The sequence below is a fragment of the Flavobacterium sp. genome (assembly GCF_027533505.1).
Classification (GTDB): Bacteria; Bacteroidota; Bacteroidia; order Flavobacteriales; family Flavobacteriaceae; genus Flavobacterium.
The window spans coordinates 1-22,079 of the sequence record NZ_JAPZUB010000028.1; the positions used below are offsets into that span (position 1 = coordinate 1).

Genomic DNA, 22,079 nt, shown 5'->3' on the forward strand with positions numbered 1-22,079 from the left:
ACTTCTAAAACTCTAAAATAATTTTTAACTATATTTGTCATAAATGTTGGTTGTTTTGCGACTTCAAGATACTGATTTTCAGTATCTTGACCAACATTTATTCAATTTTTTTTAATTCAAATAATTACACCCAACGGGTTATATTTAGTTTAAATTTATTTACGTTTCCAAAAGCACTTCCAAAATTTGAATCGCAGCTTCACTAATTTTTGTGCCCGGGCCGAAAACGGCAACGGCGCCTGCATCAAACAAGAATTGGTAATCTTGTGCCGGAATGACACCGCCTACAATCACCATGATATCTTCACGGCCGTATTTTTTCAATTCTTCAATCACTTGAGGAACTAGTGTCTTATGTCCCGCCGCCAACGAGGAAACACCCAAAATGTGCACATCATTCTCCACGGCTTGTTTGGCCGCCTCTGCTGGCGTTTGAAACAACGGACCAATGTCTACATCAAAGCCCACATCGGCATAACCCGTTGCGACCACTTTAGCGCCACGATCATGTCCGTCTTGTCCCATTTTGGCAATCATTATACGCGGACGACGACCCTCTTTTTGCGCAAAAGCATTGGCTAACTCTTGGGCCTTGTTAAAACTTTCATCGTTTTTGATTTCTTTACTATACACGCCGCTAAAACTTCTAATTTGTGCTTTATACCGACCAAAAACCGTTTCTAAAGCATCACTAATTTCACCCAAGGTCGCACGTAATCGCGCGGCTTCTACGGCTAAAGATAGTAAATTTTCCCCACCGTTTTTCGCAGATTCAGTTAAGCGCGCCAAAGCTGCTTGAACCGCTTGCGTGTCACGACTCGCTTTTATTTGCTCCAAACGTTCGATTTGCTGACGACGCACGGTTTGGTTATCCACCTCCAAAATATGTAAGGGGTCTTCTTTCGCTAAACGGAATTTATTCACTCCTACAATCACATCTTGTCCACTGTCAATACGTGCTTGTTTTCGGGCTGCTGCCTCTTCAATGCGTAATTTCGGAATACCCGCCTCAATGGCTTTGGTCATTCCACCCAAAGATTCCACTTCTTCAATCAACGCCCACGCTTTTTCAGCAATTTCAGCGGTTAATTTTTCGACATAATAACTGCCCGCCCATGGATCAACGGTTTTGCAAATCTTGGTTTCTTCTTGTAAATAAATTTGTGTATTTCGGGCAATACGTGCTGAGAAATCCGTAGGTAAGGCAATGGCTTCATCCAAGGCATTGGTATGCAAGGATTGGGTTCCTCCAAAAGCGGCGGCGGCGGCTTCTATGGTTGTTCGTGCTACATTGTTAAACGGATCTTGCTCGGTTAAACTCCAACCCGAGGTTTGGCAATGCGTACGTAACGCTAAGGATTTATCGTCTTTCGGTTGGAACTGCTTTAGCAATTTGGCCCAAAGCATACGACCCGCTCGCATTTTAGCAATTTCCATAAAATGGTTCATTCCAATGGCCCAAAAGAACGATAGACGCGGTGCAAATGAATCGATGTCCATGCCCGCTGCCATTCCCGTGCGAATGTATTCCAATCCGTCGGCTAGGGTGAAGGCCAACTCAATATCGGCGGTTGCACCAGCCTCTTGCATATGGTATCCCGATATGGATATCGAGTTGAATTTCGGCATATTTTTGCTGGTATATTCAAAAATATCCGCAATGATTTTCATTGATGGAGTGGGTGGGTAGATATAGGTGTTTCGCACCATGAACTCCTTTAAAATATCGTTTTGGATGGTTCCCGATAACAAATGTGGGGCTACGCCTTGTTCTTCGGCCGCAACGATATAAAAGGCCATGATGGGTAAAACAGCTCCGTTCATCGTCATAGAAACCGACATTTCATCCAAGGGGATTTGGTCGAATAAGATTTTCATATCCTCCACCGAATCGATAGCGACGCCCGCTTTTCCTACATCGCCTACTACGCGCTCGTGATCGGAGTCATAACCGCGGTGGGTCGCCAAGTCGAAAGCTACTGAAAGTCCTTTTTGTCCGGCGGCTAAATTTCGGCGGTAAAAGGCATTACTTTCTTCGGCTGTTGAAAATCCTGCATACTGCCGAATCGTCCAAGGGCGTCGCACATACATGGTGGCATAGGGACCGCGTAGATTGGGTGCAAAACCCGCTCCGAAGTCTAAATGATCTAGCCCTTCTATATCCGTTTCAGTATAACTTGATTTGACTGTAATTCCCTCCGCTGTTGTGAAATGATTCGTTGCGTCAACGGGTGTTTCTGCGGTTTTTGAAGGGAGCGACAGGTGTTGTATATTTTTTCGCATGGTTATTCTTCTGAAGCTAAACGTTCTTGTTCCATTTTTTCGGCCCATCGTTTTTCGATAATGGGACTGATAAGGGTTTTCCGTGGATTTTGTTTTACAAACGGATACAATTCCAAATCGCCTTTCATACGATCGTTCTTGTTGGGGTATTTGTTGGTGCCCAGCAATACTTCTTTCCCAGCATCAAAGGCCTCCTGCTCTTTTTGGGCGCTCTCACTGATTTTACGCTGAATAGTGCCTTCCATCAATTGGGTGATAAAGCCGCCATTGGCTTCGATATCTTTAAACAATGCTAAGGCTTTTTCGGCCAATTGTTGTGTAACTGTTTCAATATAGTAGGCCCTATCGGCGGGATTTTGAACCTTATCAAAATAGCTTTCGTGTTTTAAAATCAATAGTTGGTTTCGCCCAATCCGGTCGCCAAATTCATTGTCTTTATGGTACAAGGCATCATAAGGCAAATGGGCTACAAAATCGGCTCCCCCCAACACGGCACTCATGCATTCGGTAGTAGTACGCAACATATTCACATTGTAATCGTACAAGGTTTTATTACGGCGACTTGGTGTAGCAAGAATTCGCACCTCTTGCTCATGGCTGTATTCTTTGGCCAAAGTGGTAAACAACAACCGTAAGGCACGCAATTTGGCGATTTCAAAAAAGTAATGGGAGCCTACAGCTACATGTACTGTAAAAGGGTGTTGGAGTTGGGGAATACGGTTGAAATATTCGTTGGCATGGGCCAAGGTATACGCCAGTTGTTGCACTATATTGGCCCCTGCATTTTGATACAAACTGCTGTCAATCGAAAGAAAGGGGAGTGCGCTGTATTGAGCGATATGATTTAGTTTTTCAAAATCCTTGTCAAGGTTTTCAAACCAGTTCCCGTCTCGTCCGAGTTGCCCGATGGGGTCTATCTGAAGTATAAAATGAGCTTGATTTTGGGTTGCAAAATGGTGCAACTGATTCACGAAATCGATTTCAAGAAACGGCAAATAAAAAAAATAAGGGGTAGCGCCTAAGGGCAAACCTTGCATTAATTCGCCAATAGCGATTGCCTTATTTTCGAGGGTAAAGCGAATGCATTCGGCGCCGCGCTGCAATGTATCGAGGGCACGTGCATTTGACTTGGCCACATCATGGACAAAGATATTTTGCGTGATTTTAAATGCGTTTTTGGGTCCCCCCGTGGGCCACGAAGATTCAAATTCGTCGCGGTGGTAAAAGGGTTTCACTTTAATCCCTTCGGGGCTTTCCCAAACCAAGGTTTCGTTGTAATCGGCACCTTTGAGTTCGTACTGGATTTGCTGTTTCCATTGTTTGGAGGAAACGGCATCAAATTCTTGAAAGAGGTTGTTCTGACTCACGAATGCTGTTTTAGTATTTTGTTTTCTAGAATGGCGTCGGCGGTATAGCCCCGATGGGAGCAAACTACCCTGCCGACAGGCATGTAGTGCGGACAGCGGGAATGACGTTTCATGGATGTACTAAAGTTTTGCTCCTTCAATACTATCTTTGCGGCGTTGTTCCTCGATATCAATGATGTAGATATCTTCGCTATCGCGTTTCATGTAATATTTCTCACGAGCATAGCGTTCGATATGCCCTGGGTAATTCATTTCTTTAATGCTTTTTTCGTCTTTGGTAATTTCCTCTTGATAATAGGCTTTGTTCTCTTCGAGTTCCTTAATTTCTTTATCCAAAATGCGGTGGTCGAAGTAAGCGTAATTGTCCAAAAATAACATCCAAACCACAAAGAATATCAAAACCAGCGTGTATCGGCTTCCCAAAAAGCGAAGGAAGGGATAATTGGCAATAAGATTTTGATACCACTGTTTCATCGTTGGTTAGGCAATTCGTTGGTTGATTACCGCGCGAACCACATCAATGGCCACGGTATTGTATTTGTCGTTTGGGATAATAATGTCTGCGAAGGCTTTGGTGGGTTCGATAAACTGTTGGTGCATCGGTTTTAAGGTCGTTTGGTAACGATTGAGCACTTCCTCCATGTCGCGACCGCGTTCGGCGATATCCCGTTTTAAGCGGCGAATTAACCGTTCGTCGGAGTCGGCATGCACAAACACTTTTACATCAAACATGTCGCGTAGTTCAGGGCTATTGAAAATCAAAATTCCTTCAACAATCATTACTTTCCGCGGGTGGGTGATCACGGTATCCTCAGTGCGGTTGTGCGTTACGAAAGAGTACACCGGTTGTTCTATAGTTTGGCCCGCTTTTAAATCTTTTAAGTGCTGCACCAACAATTCAAAATCAATCGCCCGTGGATGATCAAAGTTAATCATACTGCGCTCTTCGTAACTCAAAAGGGGATGGTGTTTGTAATACGAATCTTGGGAAATGATTCCGACCTCCGTTTGCGGAAGCTCATTCATGATTTGGTGTACTACCGTGGTTTTTCCAGAGCCTGTTCCTCCGGCAATTCCAATTATCAGCATGGGTGTTGTTTTCAGTGTTGAACCAGTAGACAAAAATAGCAATTTTAGTTCGATTGCCACCTACCTTAAGGGGACAAATCTTGCAAATTTAGTATCGTTTTGTAAGCCTAAAATTGTTCAAACACCCCCAAGCCAAACAAGGCAAAGTCATATTTAACAGGGTCGTGGGGGTCCAACGCGCGTAGGGCTGTGTCCAATTCTACCAGGGCTTTGGCATCATTTTGCTTACGCGAAAGGAGTCCGAGTTTGCGCGCTACATTGCCCGAATGCACGTCGAGCGGGCAGGATAAGGCAGCCATCGGGATGTTTTTCCAAAGGCCTAAATCCACCCCTTTTTTATCCTGACGTACCATCCAACGCAAGTACATGTTGATGCGTTTGGCGGCAGAGTTGTTCAGCGGATCGGAAATGTGTTTTTGGGTCCGTTCTTCATGCGCTATTTCAAAAAAATGCTTTTTGAAAGCACTGATAGCGGGCTGCATCGACTGTGAAGTATGGTGTTTTTGAAAGAGCGCTTCCATGCCGCCATGATGGGAATATACATGCCGCAACCCCCGAACGAACGTTTTTACATCGGTGGCGTTGAAGGTGCGGTGCACAAACCCTTCCAATTGCTCCAAGTGCGATTCCCGATGCGTCATCACAAAATCATAGGGGGTATTGCCCATGCGTTCGATGAGACTTTGGGCCGATTTAATGATCATTTTTCGGTTACCCCAGGCGAGGGTTGCCGCCAAAAAGCCAGCGATTTCAATGTCTTCTTTTTGGGAAAATTGATGTGGAATTTGTATCGGATCGGAGGAGATAAAATCAGGACGATTGTATCGTTCTACCTTTTCATTCAAAAAATCACGGAGTTCGTTGGGGCTCATTGGGAAGGTATTGGGAATAAAAACCGTCTTTTAGGTCGTGGGTGCGCTGTTGCGGAATCAAATGAAAATACGTTTTAAAATACTCGATTTGTTCTTTGTTGACGGTCGGTAAGGGACCGTTGTAAGTACCCCAGAAGAAGTCGTTATTTTTAGGGCTGTAGTAGTTCAAATTCCCTTCTTTGCGTTTTTCAAAGTACATTTGGTATTTGGAGTTGGGGTGGGGCGATAGTGTATATTCAGGTTTGAAATGGCTGAGTTCCAACATGAACTTATAGTTGGAAAAACGATTTAAGTTTACCGGAACCAACACCGCCCAAAGTACTGGAAGTAGACTCATAAAGAGCAGACTGTATATGGCTTTCCGTTGTGAAATTACCAAGCTGAGCCAGAGGCATGCCAAAAACAAAATCCCGTTAAGGAAGAAACGGTATTGGGGTGAGGTGGCAAATAAAATGCCCAACTGAATGACGAGTATTCCATATACTACGCGGTATCCTTTTTCTTTGAGGATGAAAAATACAAAAGGCGTAAATACGAGCAAAAGCACTTCTAGTTTATTGAATAATCCGTTCATTTTGGGGAGTTGTAACCAACGTAAAAATAGATCCCAACGGGAAAAGGCATCATAGTTTTCGGTGGTGAGAAAATAGCCATATTTCTTCAACTCTTCGTAATAAAAATGTTCGATTTCAGGGGGTAAGGAATAGTCAAAATACTGTCCAGAAAACAGCTGGGAAGGAAAAACAGGTACTCCACAAATAATTAAATTTTTAGCGATAAATAAGCCTAGGGTCAAACTACAAAGTAAGGCTACTTTAGAGAAACAAACTTGGAGCCTTTTGAAATGAACCACAAACCAATACAACGGCAATAAGGCCAACGTTAGGGCCGTATTTTTGGCCAAGAGGGTAAAAAGTACTACATAGGTCAGTTGTACAAAAGTTGCCTTAGAGGGTTGGTGATACTCGGAAATAAAAAGATAAAAAATAAGGAAACTCAACACATAAACTACCACATCGGGTGAGGGAGCACTGATGAATTGAAATAAGAGCAGGGCCGTAATGGGAAACAAGCCTACCACTAAATCGAGACGTTTTTTGCTTTTAAAATAGGTTGACAATTGCTCTATGGAGAAGGCAAACCCATACCAAAGTAAAAGGCCACTTAAATCATTGAAACGGTCATATAAGAATGAAAAATTAAAAGCACTTTGGGCAATATGCCATCCGCTTAACTGTCCCAAAAAGAAGTGCAAATTGATCAAGCCTTTGACCATGCCGTATTCATTGAGCCATTTGATGTTTTGAATGTAATACGACTCATTGTCAATTACATAGGGGGCTGAAGCGCATTGGGCCAAAAGAAGTAAACTCACTAGTAAGAAGTACCATTTTAGGGGCCATGACCAGGCTTTAAAACGAAGATACGATTCAAAAACCGCTCTTTTCCATAACGGGTAATACCGCCAACCGAGAATTACATTGAGTCCCAATAAAACTGTATGAAATTCCCAATGAATGCGTCCAAAAAAAGCCCATACACCGGCAAAAAAAGTAACCAAGCCCAATCCCAAAATGGTTTTTACCAGCGGAATTCTACTTTGGGTTTTAAGCCACTGATTTCCTGCGGTTCCCCATATCAAAAGGGTAAACGCGATGTAGAACCAAGAAATCAGGATGAAAAGCATAGGCTAACTCATTTTTCCGTCGACCATTACCAACTTGCGGTCGGCTTGATTGGCCAATTCTTCATTGTGTGTGACAATGACAAAGGTTTGCCCCAATTCGTCACGTAATTTGAAAAACAGTTGGTGTAAATTTTCGGCAGATGCCGTGTCTAAATTTCCCGAAGGTTCGTCGGCAAATATAACAGCGGGTTGGTTGATGAGGGCACGGGCCACAGCCACGCGTTGCTGTTCTCCTCCCGAGAGTTCCGAGGGTTTATGGTGCAAGCGTTCGCCCAAACCTAAGTATTCTAAATGTTTTTTGGCAGCGGCTTCTGCTTCAGATTTCGATGTCCCAGCGATAAAGGCAGGAATACACACGTTTTCTAGCGCGGTGAATTCAGGTAAAAGTTGGTGAAATTGAAAAATGAAGCCTAACTTTTGGTTTCGAAAGGCGGACAGTTTTTTGTCGCGCAAGGCCAACACATTAACCCCATCAATCGTAAGGGTAGCCGCTCCTTTATCGGGATGATCGAGGGTGCCTAACAGTTGGAGCAAGGTCGTTTTACCCGCACCAGAGGCCCCTACAATAGAAACAATTTCACCTTTTTCAATGGTTAAATCAACGCCTTTGAGTACATGCAATTGGTTGTAATGTTTGTGGATATTTTTGGCCGTTATCATCGATTCCATTTTTTACAAAGAAACGAAGAAAAATGGGAATACCACAAGGGGTGATCTGTAAACTCATCCACTTGACAGCTATTAAATATTCGTTAAAGTCCGCTTTTTGTTTAATAAAAACGTACATTTGTTAGACAAAATAAAAAACCCATGAACACCGTCACAGAAAAAGAATTGTATGAAATCCTTGGTGATGATCACCAAATGACCGCTGCCGACACCCCCTTACGTCCGGATGCTTTCGTCAAAACGGATGCGGAGAAGATGACGGTAATCGAGCATCATTTTGAGCAAATTATGGAAGCCCTCGGGTTGGACCTAACCGACGACAGTTTGCGCGGCACTCCCCATCGGGTAGCTAAAATGTATGTGCAAGAAATTTTTTCAGGGTTACACCCTGACAACAAACCCAAAATCTCAGTATTTGACAACTCGTACCATTATGATAAAATGTTGGTCGAAGCCAATATCAACTTCAACTCCACGTGCGAGCACCATTTTTTACCCATTATTGGAAAAGCACATATTGGGTATGTTTCCAATGGAAAAGTGATTGGCTTATCCAAATTAAATCGTATTGTCGATTACTTTGCCCGTCGTCCCCAAGTTCAAGAGCGTATGGTGATGCAAGTATTTAACGAATTAAAGGCAGTTTTAGATACCGATGACGTTATGGTGGTGATGGAAGCCAAACATTTATGCGTTTCCAGCCGCGGTATTAAAGACGAGACAAGTTTTACGTCTACTTTCCAGTACGGCGGCATTTTTGAGAAAAAAGAGTATCGAGATGACTTCTTCCGCTTATTGGGTGAGAAGAATAACTAAAATCAAGGGGCGGCAACGTCCCTTATTTTTTTTCAAAAAAATCGACGAGGAACCCCAACTTCATCCCCCGCAGCATTTTTTTTTCAAAAGCCCAAAAGAATTTAAACTGCCCAAAAAGAAAGCCATAACCGACCAACAACACTTGATATACCGGGAAAATCCCCACAAAATAGATAATGTAATACAACCAAACGGGAACGGTTTCCCGCGTAATACCTACCCAAGCCAATAGTGGTTTTGCTAAATAGGCAGCCGTTGAACCCGTGAGTGCAAAGACGAGCAATATCACAGCGTATTGCCAGTTGGAAGTAATGTGGTAACGTTCTTTAAAGCTCGCCATAGGGGGACAAAGATATCAAATTAAGGACGGACATCAAAAACTCCCAATCGCTCATTGTGTCGTAGTTGGTAGAATATAAAAAAATTATAAATCAAATAATTGACTTCGTAGCCATAATGAATTTTTGGATCATAATCGATACGCATTTCGTATTGTAAAGCTTTTGAACGCCTTCCTTGATTAAATCTGCTATTCCATTCTTGAACCCAAACACGGTTCCTGCTTTCCAAAAAAGTTTCGGAGTAATACCCTCGGGGTCGCGCATAGGAGTCCAACCACCCATAAAATCCGGGCTCAATGATAATTACTTCATACTCTAAGGAATCATTGGCAATCCGCAACGTATCGCCCGATGAAGTGTTTTGTGCCACCGCAGCCGTATTGGACTTTGGGGTTGTACTCGCGCAACTCCATAGGATGAAGAGAAAAACGATAAATACACCGCCGATTTTCATGATTTAAAAGTACACAATTGCGCGTAATTTGTTTTCATCATTTACGTGCTTTTAACAAAAAAGCACCCCGAAGGATGCTTTTTGTATTATTTTTTACCCAGCAAACCGATAATCTGCTCGGCCAATTCCGTTCCGATACGGTCTTGGGCTTCCAAGGTGGCCGCACCAATGTGGGGCGTTAAGGAGATTTTAGGGTGCATTAATAGTTGAATCTCTGGCTGGGGTTCATTTTCAAAAACGTCCAATCCAGCAAACGCAATTTTTCCCTGGTCAAGTGCTTCCACCAATGCCACTTCATTGATTACACCTCCTCGGGCACAATTGACAATTCCTGCACCGTCTTTCATCAAAGCAAATTCTTCCTTGTCAATAATATACTTTTCTTGCGCGGGTACATGTAACGTGATGAAATCAGCATGCTTAAGGACATCGGCTAAAGGTTCGGTGAGGATATCGACATCAATAAACTGCCCCGTGTAAAATTCGACCCGAATCGACGCTTTATCGATAAAGCTATCGGAGGCAATCACACGCATCCCCAAGCCCAAAGCCATTTTAGCCACCGCTTGCCCAATGCGTCCAAACCCGATAATACCCAAGGTTTTTCCGCGTAATTCAGTACCGTTGGCATACGCCTTTTTTAACTCGTCAAAGTTGGAATCGCCTTCCAGCGGCATGTTTCGGTTGGCATCGTGTAAAAAACGAACCCCCGTAAACAAATGCGCAAATACCAGTTCGGCGACACTTTCAGAGGATGAAGCTGGGGTGTTAATCACCTGAATTCCTTTGCTACGCGCATAATCTACATCGATATTATCCATCCCAACGCCTCCTCGACCAATGATTTTGAGTCCGGGGCAGGCATCGATGATGTCTTTACGAATTTTGGTGGCGCTTCGTACTAAGACGACTTCAATTCCTTTTTCATTGACAAAATTGGCCACTTGTTCTTGTGCCACTTTTGTTGTGATTACTTCATAACCGCCTTTTTCTAAGGCTGCAATTCCACTTTTGGAAATGCCATCGTTTGCTAAAACTTTCATTTGTATCGTATTTTTTTTGGAGCTAATCAGGCTGTTCGCTGTATCTTTTATTCCGCTGGCGCTTCATAATAGGAGGCCTCCCTAAAATTCGGAACCATCCGCCTGCCTGCCGAAGGCATGGGGCTAGTCCGACTTAAATCGAACGCTCCAATTCTTGCATTGTGTTTACTAAAATTTGTACACTTTCCAACGGCAAAGCGTTGTACATCGAGGCGCGATAGCCCCCTACCGAACGGTGACCGTTCAATCCCGAAATACCGGCCGCTTTCCAGAGGGCATCAAACTTTTCAGTGTGCGCTGCATCCTTCAACAAAAAAGTGGCATTCATGGTACTGCGATCTTCGATAGCGGCAGTGCCATCAAACAATGGGTTACGGTCAATTTCGGCATACAATAAGGCTGCCTTTGCCGCATTAATTTTTTCGATACCTGCAATTCCACCTTGTTTTTTCAACCATTGTAACGTGAGTAAAGAGGCATATACCGGAAAAACAGCCGGCGTATTGTACATACTTTCCCCTTTAATTTGTTTTTGGTAGTCCATCATGCTGGGTAGGGTGCGTCCTGTTTTTCCCAACAATGCGTCTTTGATTACCACTAGCGTTGTTCCCGCCGGCCCCATATTCTTTTGGGCTCCTGCATATATCAAGGCAAATTGTGAAAAGTCCAACGTGCGCGAAAAAATATCCGAACTCATGTCGCAAATCATCGGAATATCGGTTTTCGGGAAGGATTTCATTTGGGTGCCAAAAATCGTATTGTTACTCGTACAATGGAAGTAGTTGGCATCTGCTGGAATAGCGTAATCTTTGGGAATATAATTGAAATTGGCATCTTTAGAAGTTCCCACGATTACCGTTTCTCCAAAAAGTTGCGCTTCTTTGATGGCATTCGCGGCCCAGGTTCCCGTTTCTAAGTACGCAGCTTTTCCATCGACTTTCATAAAATTGTAGGGAACGCGTAAAAATTCCATACTCGCGCCGCCTTGTAAAAATAAAACGTGGTACCCTTTTCCCTCCAAGCCAAGCAATTCCAAAACCAAAGCGCGCGCTTCTTCCATGACGGCAATAAAATCCTTACTGCGGTGCGAAATTTCGAGAATCGACAAGCCCGATTGATTAAAATCCAAAATCGCTTGCGCCGATTGCTCAAAAACCTCTTGAGGAAGTATGCAGGGTCCAGCGCTGTAATTGTGTTTTTTCATGAGTAACTGTCCAATAAATTCGTGTGATGTTGTATGGGTGCAAATTTCAACATTACGCGAGAGATATCCGATTGGGAAGGGAGGGATTCTAATCCGACTTATCAACTAAAACGTTTTAGTTAATAAGTAGTTAATTAGTTTTTTAGGAATTTTGTTGTGAAAATCGCACCGTTTTTATCGGTTGCTTGTAGTAAATACATCCCGCTTTCCAAGTGAGCGATAGGAATAAATCCATTTTCATTCGTAAACGATAATGATTTGCCGCTTGCATCATAAAGCGTCAAGTTTTGACAGCTAAAATCAGCGGGTAATTGAATGAAATCGTGAGCAGGATTGGGAGCGATTACCAAAGTAGCGCTTGAAAAGGTTCGATTTCCCAAACTTGAAAAAGGAATATAGTAAGCTTTACCGTCATAAGGGCTAGGGTTGTTTTCTAAGGGCGCTCCTATACCTAAACCACTGCTGTTAATCGCGAGGGCACTCCCGAAGGCATCATCTTGAAAATCGGTTCCTTGGCCGTAAAGCGTCGAGGTGTGATTCCATGTGTTGTTTGAATAGTGATAGATTCGTAAAGGAAATTTTCGTTCTGTTTGTAACGTGTAATTATTTGTTCCAATAACCATGATATCGCCTTCAATTTTCAACCCGTTGACTATAGAATCGCCGTAATTTAGATTCATAGTAGTTGAATTGGTCCACCCCATTCCATTGTGTTCAAAGCTTGTTAGATAATTGGCCGAGTAATCATTCGTTAAGACGAGGAGTTTATCATTGTGAAAGGCAAAATCCTTAATCATATTCGCAGAAGTATTCGTAAAATGAAAAGCCGCATTTTCAACCCAAGTATTTCCATTCCAATCAAAGGCTTTCAACGATTGAAAGTCACCCGAGGTGTAATATGAAATGCCAGTTCCAATAAAAATTCGGTTGTTATGGGTCCAAATTTTACTCCCAAAATAGGGTGTTCCTGGTGCTGTAATTTGTTGAATATAGTTGTAGGTTGTACCATTGAATTGGTACACATAGACCGAACCTGCATTGCCACTCAAACTGGAAACTTGACTCACGAATAGAAAGTTACCCAAGATATGGATGTTTTTTCCAAAATGATCCTCAGCTATCGAATTCAGAGCCGTAAGGGTTTGGATTAATGTTCCTGTCGTTGAATTTTCAAAAACGTAGACACTACCAGCGTTCGCAACCGATCCATCTTTACTGGGCGCTCCAGCTACAACAAAATTTTGATTGACATCTATACTGTAGGCAAAATCGTCTTCCGCCGTCAAGGTTGGAATGTCATAAAAATTGGTTTGTACCACGTTCCCAGATGTACAATCAAATCGATAAATCTTACCCTTTTGCGCATTAAAGGTTGTGTTTTGAGTCGTCGCAAATAAATGATTGTTTTCATCCAAGACGACTCGCTTACCAAAGGCACTACCAGAAAACCCTGAAGCGGGATATATAGGTGAGAGGGTTTGTGAATATGCGAATACAGAAATAAATACGAATACAAGTATTAGTGGCTTCATAGAATTACATTTTATAGTAAATGTAGTGATATTAAATCGTTTGTAAAAAAGCCAAGGTGTCTACATGATCGGCATAATCCCATAATTCGGGGCGTTGGGTTTTACCAAACGGAATGCTATCGGTTACAATTCCTTTGGAGACGATGCATTGTAATTGGCCTTTTTCGCGTTCCAAACGTTCCTGAACCACGGATAAATCTTTGTAATATTCGTAAAAAATAGAAGAAATCGGTGAAGCATATCCCGCGTCTTCTTTCAACGTGAGAAAACCATTATCCAAAATGGGAAATAAGCTCATCAAAAATACCGCTTTGTTGTAATCGTAATTGTTGGCGTATTTTTCATAGGCAATACAATCCTTGTAGGTGTACATCGCTTCAAAAAAACGGTCAAACGTGTAGCCTTCGGGAACAAATACCTTCGAAACATTGCGGCATCCCAGTCCAAAGTAGCGAAAAATATCTTCCCCCAACTGTATTAAATCCTCTTTGGTTTCCGTACCGTCCATCACCGCAACCGAATTTCGGTTTTTACGAATGATAGACGGTCTGTCCTTAAAATAATACTCAAAATAGCGTGCCGTATTATTGCTTCCTGTTGCAATCACGGCTTGAAATCCTTCAAGTTTCCCTTCGGTAAAAGAAATATAATCTGCTATGCGAGGCTCGCAAGCAATCAAATACTCCACCAGAAAAGGCACCATTTTTTGATCGTTAGACGATGTTTTTACAAGGGCTTTGTGTCCCGAAACCAACACACTCAATACATCATGAAATCCTACCAACGGAATATTTCCCGCCAACACCAAGCCCACCGTTTTGGGTTGAATATTTCCAAAGTCATAGGGTTGGAGCCAAGTGTTTAGGTTGTCTTCGGTGAGCGCTTGAGCCCATGATTGTAAAGCATAACGCATTTGTTCAGGGGTAAACCAACCGTTGTGATGTTGCGCCGATTCGAGGTGCCCAAGCATGCGGTCAAAAAACAATTCGTTGTGCAAAACCGCTGGATTTTTTGTAGGAGTCGTGGTGCCAAATTGGTGTAAAAAATGACCTAAATGAACCAACGTTGATTTTTTATCGAATTGTAACATGGGGTGCTTGTGTATGAAGGGTATTGATTGTAAATTTGCACAAAACTAATAAAATTCGCTATGGCAATCAAAATAACTGACGAGTGCATCAATTGTGGTGCTTGCGAGCCGGAATGTCCGAATACTGCGATTTATGAAGGTGCGGATAACTGGCGGTACAAAGACGGTACAAAATTACGCGGATCGGTTGTGCTTCCCGATGGAACTACCATTGACGCGGATGCCCCTCAACGTCCTATTTCGGATGATTTGTATTACATTGTGCCTGGAAAATGTACCGAGTGTAAAGGGTTTCACGAAGAGCCTCAATGCGCTGCCGTATGTCCTGTAGACTGTTGTGTACCCGATGACGATCATGTGGAAAGCGAAGAAACCTTATTGAACCGTCAATCGTTTTTACACAACGAGTAGGTCAAATTTACTTGTAAGAAAATATCAAACACTTTCTATTTTCAGGTGTTTTTTTTATGCCTTTTTGTTAAAAGTTTGCAAATTTTACGGTGTTTTTCTTAAATTTGATAACAAATCCTGCTAGTGATGCGTACGTTTCTTCTGTTTTGGTTCGGATGTCTCTTGACGATTGCACATGCCCAACAAGGGGATATTCATTTGGTGTTTAAAGATGCCGAAACCCAAGCTCCTATTGAAGATGTAACCGTTACGGTGTTACGTACCAAGCAAAATTACATCAGCAATCCCGAAGGACGTGTTTCTTTTGCCCTCAAGGGGGTGTCCAGTATTCAAATTGCCCATTCGAGCTATGAAAGTCAAAGTGTTCGCTCGACGGCTTTAAAACTTAAAGAGAATGTTATTTTTCTAAAAAGTGCTGTGAATACTTTGGATGAGATTGTGATCACCAAGCAGCATCCACAAAAAATACTCAAAGGATTGATTGAAAATTCAGTCGACAAATTGACCACTCCGTGCCGCTTAAAAGTCTATTCCCGCGAATTTTTTAAACGGAATGGCAACTACATGTTTTATAACGATGGGTTACTGCATTTTCAGATTTCTGGAAAAAATAAAGATTTTAAAAACGACATTCTCGTGGAGCAAAACCGCTCGATCGGGTTGGTGGATGCCGATGTTTCACAAGACCTATTGGGGTACGATTTGAATAATATTATGGGGAATTATTACAATTTTAAATACCTCGAACCCTTACTGGAGGCCCGCGCACGAAAGGATTATGATTTTTTGATTAAGTCCTATACCAAAAATGACAACTACTATGTAATGGTGATCAATCCCCTTGATCCTGTAAAAGGTTTTAAAGACGATTACACCATTTTGTACGATAAGAAAAAGAAAATTATTCTTGAAGTCAGTTCCTCTGTCACGCCCAATGCCGTAGCCAATGCTCCCGAAAAGCGCAGTGTGGGCGCTCGCAATCTCTACAAATCCAATTACAAAAACATCTATCGTTATGCAGGTGATCAAGAGTATTATCTATTGAGTTCGCGCGAAGAAATTGGATTTGAACGGGTGGATAAAAAGGACGTTCGTACCGAAATAGAAGTCCGTAATTACTTCATCACCACGGGATTTAGTCGCAATGAGTTTTCTTTTAAGGAGAGCGAAATTTTCAAAGACAAAGCCCTTTTTAACCTAAAAGATAAAATTCTCACCGATTACTGGAATGTTTCGGGATTGCTCCCTACTCCTGAAGAAGAAGCCATTATCAAAAATATCTCCGACGAACCTTAGATTTTTGCTGTTTTTTGAATGGGTTTAATGCGCTATATTTGCCCCACAAAAATAAAAATCAATGAAAGCAGGTATCGTGGGATTGCCCAATGTAGGGAAATCAACTCTTTTTAATTGTTTATCCAATGCCAAGGCGCAAAGTGCGAACTTTCCGTTTTGTACCATTGAGCCTAATATTGGGGTAGTCAATGTGCCCGATCCGCGTTTGGAAAAATTGGAAGAATTGGTCAATCCTGAACGGGTATTGCCCGCTACGGTTGAAATTGTAGACATCGCCGGATTGGTAAAAGGTGCTAGTAAAGGCGAAGGGTTAGGCAATCAGTTTTTGGCCAATATCCGAGAATGTAACGCGATTATTCATGTGTTACGTTGTTTTGATAACGATAATATTGTACACGTAGATGGCAATGTGAATCCGATTCGCGACAAAGAAACTATCGATATTGAATTGCAATTGAAAGACCTTGAAACGGTTGAAAAACGATTGGAAAAAGTCAATCGAACGGCCAAAGCGGGCATCAAAGAAGCCGTTTTGGAACAGTCGTTATTAAATCAAATTCGCGATTTATTGTTGCAAGGAAAATCCGCACGTACTGTTGTAGCACAAAACCAAGACGAAGCCGATTTGTTGGAAGCCTTTCAGTTAATCACCACCAAACCCGTACTTTACGTTTGCAATGTTGATGAAAATTCAGCGGTAAATGGCAATGCTTATGTTGACCAAGTACGCGAATTGGTCAAATCTGAAAATGCCGAAGTACTGGTATTGGCTGTGGCTACTGAGGCCGATATTACCGAATTAGAGACCTATGAAGAGCGGCAAATGTTTTTAGAAGATATGGGCTTGGATGAGCCTGGGGTTTCCAAATTGATTCGGGCCGCTTATCGTTTGTTGAATTTACAAACCTATTTTACCGCAGGGGTGAAAGAAGTTCGCGCTTGGACCATTCATGTGGGGGATACCGCTCCCAAAGCAGCAGGCGTGATTCACACTGATTTTGAAAAAGGATTTATCCGAGCCGAAGTGATTGCTTACGATGATTATGTCCAATTCGGCTCAGAAGCAAAAGTAAAAGAGGCGGGAAAACTTCGCGTCGAGGGAAAAGAATATATCGTGAAAGACGGTGATGTGATGCATTTCCGATTTAATGTATAAGTTAAATCACTTAAATTTTCATAGAAAGCACGGGTTTTTCCGTGCTTTTTTTATTTTGTTTTAACAAATTTTATACATTTAACAAGTCTACACAACAACACGCTAAACTATGAAATTACAACAACTGCTAGTTCAGGGCAATACATTTGAAGAAGTTTATTGTGACGCACACTTTCAGGCCCAAGAAATCTGTTTAGTCTTAGCTTTTGGTCAAACTACTTTGTTAGAAAAACACCCACCATTTCAACTTTTACAGACCATTTACCCGAAGGCAACAATTCTTATTTGTTCCTCTTCCGGACAGATTTCTAATAACGTTCGTATTGAAGAAGCTATTGTAGTTACCGCGATTCAACTCGAAAAGGCAAGCTTCAAAGCTTTAGAATTTGAGGACCAAAAAGATAATTCGATTGTAGAAATGGGTAAAAAATTTAGCGCCGAGTTATTGACGCCCGATCTTAGAGCAGTTCTTTTACTCTCCGAAGGAACACATGTCAATGGTTCTGAATTAATTCAGGAATTAATTACGCAGTCGGATGGGAAAATTCCATTTTTTGGCGGATTAGCAGGCGATGAGTATCGTTTTGAAAAAACAATTGTCGGACTCAATGCTGATGCGCAACCTGGTAAAATAGTGGCGGTTGGGTTTTATGGAGAAGGATTGAAGTTTGGATTTGCCAGTGAAGGCGGATGGGCTGATTTTGGACCCGAAAGGGAAGTGACCCATTCCAATAAAAATGTTTTGTATCGTATTGGGGACCGAAACGCGCTTGAATTGTACAAAGACTATTTGGGGAAATATGCCGAAGAGCTCCCGGGTTCAGCCCTTTATTTTCCTTTATCTATGAAAGAGAATCCCGAGTCAGAGCCTGTTGTGCGAACTATATTGGCTATAGATGAACAGGAAAAATCCATGACCTTTGCCGGTAATATACCGTTGGGCTCTCGCGTGCGGTTCATGCGCGGCAATATGGATAAATTGATCGATGCAGCGGCCAATGCGGCTATGCAACTTCGCACACAGCTTCCATCTCGCCCACAATTGGCTTTTTTGGTAAGTTGTGTGGGACGCCGTATCGTTTTGGCAGAACGGGTAGATGAAGAATTAGAATTCATCAAGCAAACGTTTGGTAACGAAACCGTGTTGTTTGGGTTTTATTCCTACGGTGAAATTTCCCCTGATAAGTATGATTTAGGTTGTGAATTGCATAACCAAACCATGACTATTGCCACCCTTTTTGAAGCCTAATTGCTATGGAGAGAAATGATTTACATCGGCATTTGAATCGACAAATTGATAAGTATTTGGCCGAACATGATTTTCAACACATTCCTCAATTGGAGGCGTTTATTGAAGTGATTAATCAAACCTATTTTAATTATGAAAAGGACGCTGAATTGTTTGAACAATCGACCCTATTAAACGATAGAGAGTACTTTGAAGTGACCAAAAAGCTCCAAATTGAATTGCAGAAAAAACAGTTGTTTGAATCGCAATTGGTAGCCTTAATTCAACAATTGAATGACGATTCTAAACCGTTGGAAGGTGAAACCAATTTACTGCAACTAATTCAAATTCTCAATCGTGAAATCGATCAAAAAAGGATCTACCAAGAGCAATTAAATCAGGCCAAAATAGAGGCCGAAAATGCCAATGAGGCAAAGTCAGAGTTTCTCTCTATTATGAGTCATGAAATTCGAACCCCCCTCAATGCGATTATCGGACTTGTGTACATTATGGAAAAAGAAGATACCCTACAAGGATATCAGGAAAACATTGAGGTACTCAAACTTTCAGCTCAAAATCTGTTCTTACTTATCAATGATATTTTAGATTTTAATAAAATTGAAGCGGGTAAAATCGATTTGGAAAAAATTCCTTTTGATTTCAAGAGTCTAATCCAACAAATCGCGCGCGCCTTGCAAGCCCGTGCCAATGAAAACCTCAACAAAATTCGCTTACAAATCGACGAAAATTTTGTGTCGAATGTGGTAAGTGATCCGCTGCGGATGAATCAAATCATTACCAATCTAGTGTCCAATGCCATCAAATTCACGCAACAGGGGACCATCACAATTCGTGTGACACAATTGGAGGTAGCCGGTGGAATTTCTACTTTCAAGGTTGAGGTGATTGATACAGGAATTGGTATCGATAAAAAGGAATTTACGTCAATTTTTGAAAAATTTTCACAAGCTGAAACCCGAACCTCTAGACAATTTGGGGGAACGGGACTCGGACTCGTGATCACCAAACGCTTATTGCATTTATTTGATTCCGATATCGCTTTTGAAAGTGAACTTGGAGTAGGGACAAATTTTTATTTCACCTTGAGTTTGCCTATTGATGCTCAGGCAAATACTTTCGATTTGCATGACGACGGACAAACCGAAGTAATGCTTGACGGCCTCCGAATTCTATTGGTTGAGGACAATAAAATCAATATCAAAATTGCCGAGAAGATCATGAGCCATTGGGGTGTAGCAGTAGCCGTTGCTGAAAATGGTTTAATTGGTGTACAAATGCATCAACAGGGGAATTATGACGTAGTGTTAATGGATTTGTCGATGCCCGTGATGGATGGCTATGAAGCGACACGGATTATTCGGGAAACCGATGCTGATACTCCAATAATAGCATTAACGGCCTCAGCCTCTTTTGGCTACCTCGAACGTGCGCTTCAAGTTGGAATTAACGAATATATCATCAAGCCTTTCAATCCAAAAGAATTGAATTTGAAGTTGAAAAAGTTTAGTAAAAAACTCAGTTAGTGGCAATAAATTTGTATTAAAAAAGGCAAAATCCTGTCAAAAACATTATTAATAACTTTCCTTTTTTTGCCTTCCAAAACCGCCTCGGAAACCTTATATTAGCTGAAATTCGTTACAATTTGGAATATGGCTGAACAGGTGCAATATAATGAGGATAACATACGCTCACTCGACTGGAAAGAACACATCCGGATGCGTCCTGGGATGTACATCGGAAAGTTAGGTGACGGATCTTCGCCCGATGATGGTATTTATATTTTACTCAAAGAGGTCATCGACAACTGTATCGACGAATTTGTCATGGGTACAGGAAAAACCATCGAAGTAACCATCAAAGACAAATTAGTCACCGTACGCGACTACGGTCGGGGTATTCCCCTTGGGAAAGTGGTGGATGTCGTGTCCAAAATGAATACCGGTGGGAAATACGATTCCAAAGCCTTCAAAAAATCGGTAGGTTTGAACGGAGTCGGTACGAAAGCGGTGAATGCGTTGTCGAACTTTTTCCGTGTGGAATCCGTGCGGGATAACCAACAAAAGGCGGCGGAATTTTCTGCGGGGAATCTAACGGTGGAAGAGGACATCCAAGAATCGACCAAGCGCCGGGGAACCAAAGTGTCGTTTATCGCCGACGATACCATTTTCAAAAATTACAAATACCGCAACGAGTATGTGGTGCGGATGTTGAAAAACTATTGTTACCTCAATACGGGGCTAACGATTTATTTCAATGGCGAAAAATACTACTCGGATTACGGTCTGAAAGATTTATTACAAGAAACCATCACCGAAGAAGATTCGGTTTATTCGATCATTCATTTGGTTGGGGAGGATATCGAATTGGCACTTACCCACAGTAAAACGCAATATTCAGAAGAATACCATTCCTTCGTAAACGGACAAAATACGACACAAGGGGGAACACACTTAAATGCATTTCGCGAATCGGTGGTCAAAACCATTCGTGATTTTTACAATAAAAACTTCGAAGCGTCGGATATTCGTAAGTCCATTGTCGCTGCTATTTCCGTTAAGGTCGAAGAACCCGTGTTCGAGTCCCAAACCAAAACGAAATTAGGGTCAACCGATATTGGACCCAATGGCCCTTCGATTCGAACCTTTATCAACGATTTCGTATCAACCAAACTGGATAATTATTTGCATAAAAATCCAGATGCCGCCGAAGCCTTGTTGAAAAAAATCTTACAGGCCGAACGGGAGCGTAAAGAACTTTCGGGTATTCGTAAGTTAGCACGTGATCGGGCCAAAAAAGCGAGTTTACACAATAAAAAACTCCGCGATTGCCGTATCCATCTTACCGATACCAAAAACGAGCGCTGCCTAGAAAGTACCTTATTCATCACCGAGGGAGACTCCGCTTCGGGTTCGATCACCAAAAGTCGGGACGTGAATACGCAAGCCGTGTTTAGTTTGCGCGGAAAACCGTTGAACTCCTATGGGATGTCCAAAAAAATCGTGTACGAAAACGAAGAATTTAACTTGCTCCAAGCGGCTTTAGATATTGAAGAAGATTACGACAGCTTGCGCTACAACAACATTGTCATTGCCACCGATGCCGACGTCGACGGGATGCACATTCGCTTGTTGTTGATTACGTTTTTCTTGCAGTTTTTCCCCGAATTAATCAAAGAAGGCCATTTGTTCATTTTGCAAACGCCCTTGTTCCGGGTGCGCAATAAAAAAGAAACCATTTATTGTTACAGCGACGAAGAACGTGTTGCCGCTATTGAAAAACTGAAACCCAAACCCGAAATCACCCGATTCAAAGGATTAGGTGAAATTTCACCCGATGAGTTCAAATATTTCATAGGAGAAGATATCCGACTTGATCCCGTGATGTTGGATAAAGCCACGTCGATTGAGACCTTGTTGGAGTTTTATATGGGTAAAAATACCCCAGACCGTCAAGATTTCATTATCAATAACTTGAAAGTGGAATTGGATGTGTTGGAGAATTAAGCTGCTGCGCTACGAAG

The 22,079-nt window shown here is 42.1% G+C and carries 20 protein-coding genes; 7 read left to right on the forward strand and 13 right to left on the reverse strand.

The window, feature by feature from the left end:
- Nucleotides 1-159: 159 nt before the first annotated feature.
- The 7 genes from scpA to O9316_RS05905 all read right to left on the reverse strand — a co-directional run bounded on the left by scpA (nt 160) and on the right by O9316_RS05905 (nt 7,958).
- Nucleotides 160-2,283 (reverse strand): methylmalonyl-CoA mutase, encoded by a 2,124-nt coding sequence (gene scpA / locus O9316_RS05875; protein WP_298203346.1) that lies wholly within the window; start codon nt 2,281-2,283, stop codon nt 160-162.
- A gap of 2 nt (nt 2,284-2,285) precedes the next feature.
- Complete coding sequence (locus O9316_RS05880) at nt 2,286-3,650, reverse strand: methylmalonyl-CoA mutase subunit beta (protein WP_298203347.1); 1,365 nt, start codon at nt 3,648-3,650, stop codon at nt 2,286-2,288.
- 120 nt (nt 3,651-3,770) lie between these two features.
- On the reverse strand, nt 3,771-4,124 hold the full coding sequence (locus tag O9316_RS05885; RefSeq protein ID WP_073363574.1) for a septum formation initiator family protein: 354 nt from the start codon (nt 4,122-4,124) through the stop codon (nt 3,771-3,773).
- A 6-nt stretch (nt 4,125-4,130) separates the two neighbouring features.
- A complete protein-coding gene (gene udk / locus O9316_RS05890; RefSeq protein WP_298203348.1) occupies nt 4,131-4,739 on the reverse strand; it encodes a uridine kinase in 609 nt (202 codons plus the stop codon).
- A gap of 107 nt (nt 4,740-4,846) precedes the next feature.
- Complete coding sequence (locus O9316_RS05895) at nt 4,847-5,611, reverse strand: TIGR02757 family protein (RefSeq protein ID WP_298203349.1); 765 nt, start codon at nt 5,609-5,611, stop codon at nt 4,847-4,849.
- Nucleotides 5,589-7,298: a hypothetical protein gene (locus O9316_RS05900; protein ID WP_298203350.1), complete on the reverse strand. Its 1,710-nt coding sequence runs from the start codon at nt 7,296-7,298 to the stop codon at nt 5,589-5,591. The genes O9316_RS05895 and O9316_RS05900 overlap by 23 nt, the downstream gene beginning before the upstream one ends.
- A gap of 3 nt (nt 7,299-7,301) precedes the next feature.
- Entirely contained in the window at nt 7,302-7,958 is a 657-nt protein-coding gene (locus O9316_RS05905) for an ABC transporter ATP-binding protein (RefSeq protein WP_298203396.1), read from the reverse strand.
- 150 nt (nt 7,959-8,108) lie between these two features.
- On the opposite strand from O9316_RS05905, the gene folE reads away from it, so the two are divergent.
- Nucleotides 8,109-8,783: a GTP cyclohydrolase I FolE gene (folE, locus tag O9316_RS05910; protein WP_298203351.1), complete on the forward strand. Its 675-nt coding sequence runs from the start codon at nt 8,109-8,111 to the stop codon at nt 8,781-8,783.
- Nucleotides 8,784-8,805: 22 nt separating this feature from the next.
- Here folE and O9316_RS05915 read toward each other — a convergent pair whose 3' ends face one another.
- The 6 genes from O9316_RS05915 to O9316_RS05940 form a co-directional block, all read right to left on the reverse strand.
- Nucleotides 8,806-9,123 carry a DUF6787 family protein gene (locus O9316_RS05915; RefSeq protein WP_298203352.1) on the reverse strand — a complete coding sequence of 106 codons (318 nt, stop codon included), beginning with the start codon at nt 9,121-9,123 and terminating at the stop codon, nt 8,806-8,808.
- Nucleotides 9,124-9,143: 20 nt separating this feature from the next.
- Nucleotides 9,144-9,578 carry a DUF6146 family protein gene (locus tag O9316_RS05920; protein WP_298203353.1) on the reverse strand — a complete coding sequence of 145 codons (435 nt, stop codon included), beginning with the start codon at nt 9,576-9,578 and terminating at the stop codon, nt 9,144-9,146.
- Nucleotides 9,579-9,664: 86 nt separating this feature from the next.
- Nucleotides 9,665-10,621 (reverse strand): D-2-hydroxyacid dehydrogenase, encoded by a 957-nt coding sequence (locus O9316_RS05925; RefSeq protein WP_298203354.1) that lies wholly within the window; start codon nt 10,619-10,621, stop codon nt 9,665-9,667.
- Nucleotides 10,622-10,754: 133 nt separating this feature from the next.
- Nucleotides 10,755-11,825, reverse strand: a complete 1,071-nt coding sequence (gene serC / locus O9316_RS05930) for a 3-phosphoserine/phosphohydroxythreonine transaminase (RefSeq protein ID WP_298347066.1) — start codon at nt 11,823-11,825, stop codon at nt 10,755-10,757.
- 134 nt (nt 11,826-11,959) lie between these two features.
- Nucleotides 11,960-13,357 carry a T9SS type A sorting domain-containing protein gene (locus tag O9316_RS05935; protein ID WP_298203356.1) on the reverse strand — a complete coding sequence of 466 codons (1,398 nt, stop codon included), beginning with the start codon at nt 13,355-13,357 and terminating at the stop codon, nt 11,960-11,962.
- Nucleotides 13,358-13,388: 31 nt separating this feature from the next.
- Nucleotides 13,389-14,447: an acyl-CoA reductase gene (locus O9316_RS05940; protein WP_298203357.1), complete on the reverse strand. Its 1,059-nt coding sequence runs from the start codon at nt 14,445-14,447 to the stop codon at nt 13,389-13,391.
- A 60-nt stretch (nt 14,448-14,507) separates the two neighbouring features.
- Here O9316_RS05940 and O9316_RS05945 point away from each other — a divergent pair, with 60 nt between their 5' ends.
- The 6 genes from O9316_RS05945 to O9316_RS05970 all read left to right on the forward strand — a co-directional run bounded on the left by O9316_RS05945 (nt 14,508) and on the right by O9316_RS05970 (nt 22,062).
- Nucleotides 14,508-14,858, forward strand: a complete 351-nt coding sequence (locus O9316_RS05945) for a 4Fe-4S dicluster domain-containing protein (RefSeq protein ID WP_298203358.1) — start codon at nt 14,508-14,510, stop codon at nt 14,856-14,858.
- A 126-nt stretch (nt 14,859-14,984) separates the two neighbouring features.
- The gene (locus O9316_RS05950) at nt 14,985-16,154 is read left to right on the forward strand and encodes a hypothetical protein (protein WP_298203359.1); all 1,170 of its coding nucleotides are present in this window, start codon (nt 14,985-14,987) and stop codon (nt 16,152-16,154) included.
- Between the two features lie 61 nt (nt 16,155-16,215).
- On the forward strand, nt 16,216-17,310 hold the full coding sequence (gene ychF, locus O9316_RS05955) for a redox-regulated ATPase YchF (protein ID WP_073363555.1): 1,095 nt from the start codon (nt 16,216-16,218) through the stop codon (nt 17,308-17,310).
- A gap of 109 nt (nt 17,311-17,419) precedes the next feature.
- Nucleotides 17,420-18,559, forward strand: coding sequence for an FIST N-terminal domain-containing protein (locus tag O9316_RS05960; protein WP_298203360.1), 1,140 nt, complete (start codon nt 17,420-17,422; stop codon nt 18,557-18,559).
- Between the two features lie 5 nt (nt 18,560-18,564).
- Entirely contained in the window at nt 18,565-20,082 is a 1,518-nt protein-coding gene (locus O9316_RS05965; RefSeq protein ID WP_298203361.1) for a response regulator, read from the forward strand.
- A gap of 126 nt (nt 20,083-20,208) precedes the next feature.
- The gene (locus tag O9316_RS05970; protein WP_298203362.1) at nt 20,209-22,062 is read left to right on the forward strand and encodes a DNA topoisomerase IV subunit B; all 1,854 of its coding nucleotides are present in this window, start codon (nt 20,209-20,211) and stop codon (nt 22,060-22,062) included.
- Nucleotides 22,063-22,079 lie beyond the last annotated feature (17 nt).

Excerpts from the sequence above, each read along its gene's own strand:
- O9316_RS05920 (WP_298203353.1), bottom strand. The coding sequence starts at position 9,578 with ATGAAAATCGGCGGTGTATTTATCGTTTTTCTCTTCATCCTATGGAGT.
- folE (WP_298203351.1), top strand. The coding sequence starts at position 8,109 with ATGAACACCGTCACAGAAAAAGAATTGTATGAAATCCTTGGTGATGAT.
- O9316_RS05970 (WP_298203362.1), top strand. The coding sequence starts at position 20,209 with ATGGCTGAACAGGTGCAATATAATGAGGATAACATACGCTCACTCGAC.
- udk (WP_298203348.1), bottom strand. The coding sequence starts at position 4,739 with ATGCTGATAATTGGAATTGCCGGAGGAACAGGCTCTGGAAAAACCACG.
- O9316_RS05935 (WP_298203356.1), bottom strand. The coding sequence starts at position 13,357 with ATGAAGCCACTAATACTTGTATTCGTATTTATTTCTGTATTCGCATAT.
- ychF (WP_073363555.1), top strand. The coding sequence starts at position 16,216 with ATGAAAGCAGGTATCGTGGGATTGCCCAATGTAGGGAAATCAACTCTT.
- O9316_RS05960 (WP_298203360.1), top strand. The coding sequence starts at position 17,420 with ATGAAATTACAACAACTGCTAGTTCAGGGCAATACATTTGAAGAAGTT.
- serC (WP_298347066.1), bottom strand. The coding sequence starts at position 11,825 with ATGAAAAAACACAATTACAGCGCTGGACCCTGCATACTTCCTCAAGAG.
- O9316_RS05885 (WP_073363574.1), bottom strand. The coding sequence starts at position 4,124 with ATGAAACAGTGGTATCAAAATCTTATTGCCAATTATCCCTTCCTTCGC.
- O9316_RS05895 (WP_298203349.1), bottom strand. The coding sequence starts at position 5,611 with ATGAGCCCCAACGAACTCCGTGATTTTTTGAATGAAAAGGTAGAACGA.
- O9316_RS05905 (WP_298203396.1), bottom strand. The coding sequence starts at position 7,958 with ATGATAACGGCCAAAAATATCCACAAACATTACAACCAATTGCATGTA.
- scpA (WP_298203346.1), bottom strand. The coding sequence starts at position 2,283 with ATGCGAAAAAATATACAACACCTGTCGCTCCCTTCAAAAACCGCAGAA.
- O9316_RS05945 (WP_298203358.1), top strand. The coding sequence starts at position 14,508 with ATGGCAATCAAAATAACTGACGAGTGCATCAATTGTGGTGCTTGCGAG.
- O9316_RS05940 (WP_298203357.1), bottom strand. The coding sequence starts at position 14,447 with ATGTTACAATTCGATAAAAAATCAACGTTGGTTCATTTAGGTCATTTT.
- O9316_RS05950 (WP_298203359.1), top strand. The coding sequence starts at position 14,985 with ATGCGTACGTTTCTTCTGTTTTGGTTCGGATGTCTCTTGACGATTGCA.
- O9316_RS05900 (WP_298203350.1), bottom strand. The coding sequence starts at position 7,298 with ATGCTTTTCATCCTGATTTCTTGGTTCTACATCGCGTTTACCCTTTTG.
- O9316_RS05925 (WP_298203354.1), bottom strand. The coding sequence starts at position 10,621 with ATGAAAGTTTTAGCAAACGATGGCATTTCCAAAAGTGGAATTGCAGCC.
- O9316_RS05915 (WP_298203352.1), bottom strand. The coding sequence starts at position 9,123 with ATGGCGAGCTTTAAAGAACGTTACCACATTACTTCCAACTGGCAATAC.
- O9316_RS05965 (WP_298203361.1), top strand. The coding sequence starts at position 18,565 with ATGGAGAGAAATGATTTACATCGGCATTTGAATCGACAAATTGATAAG.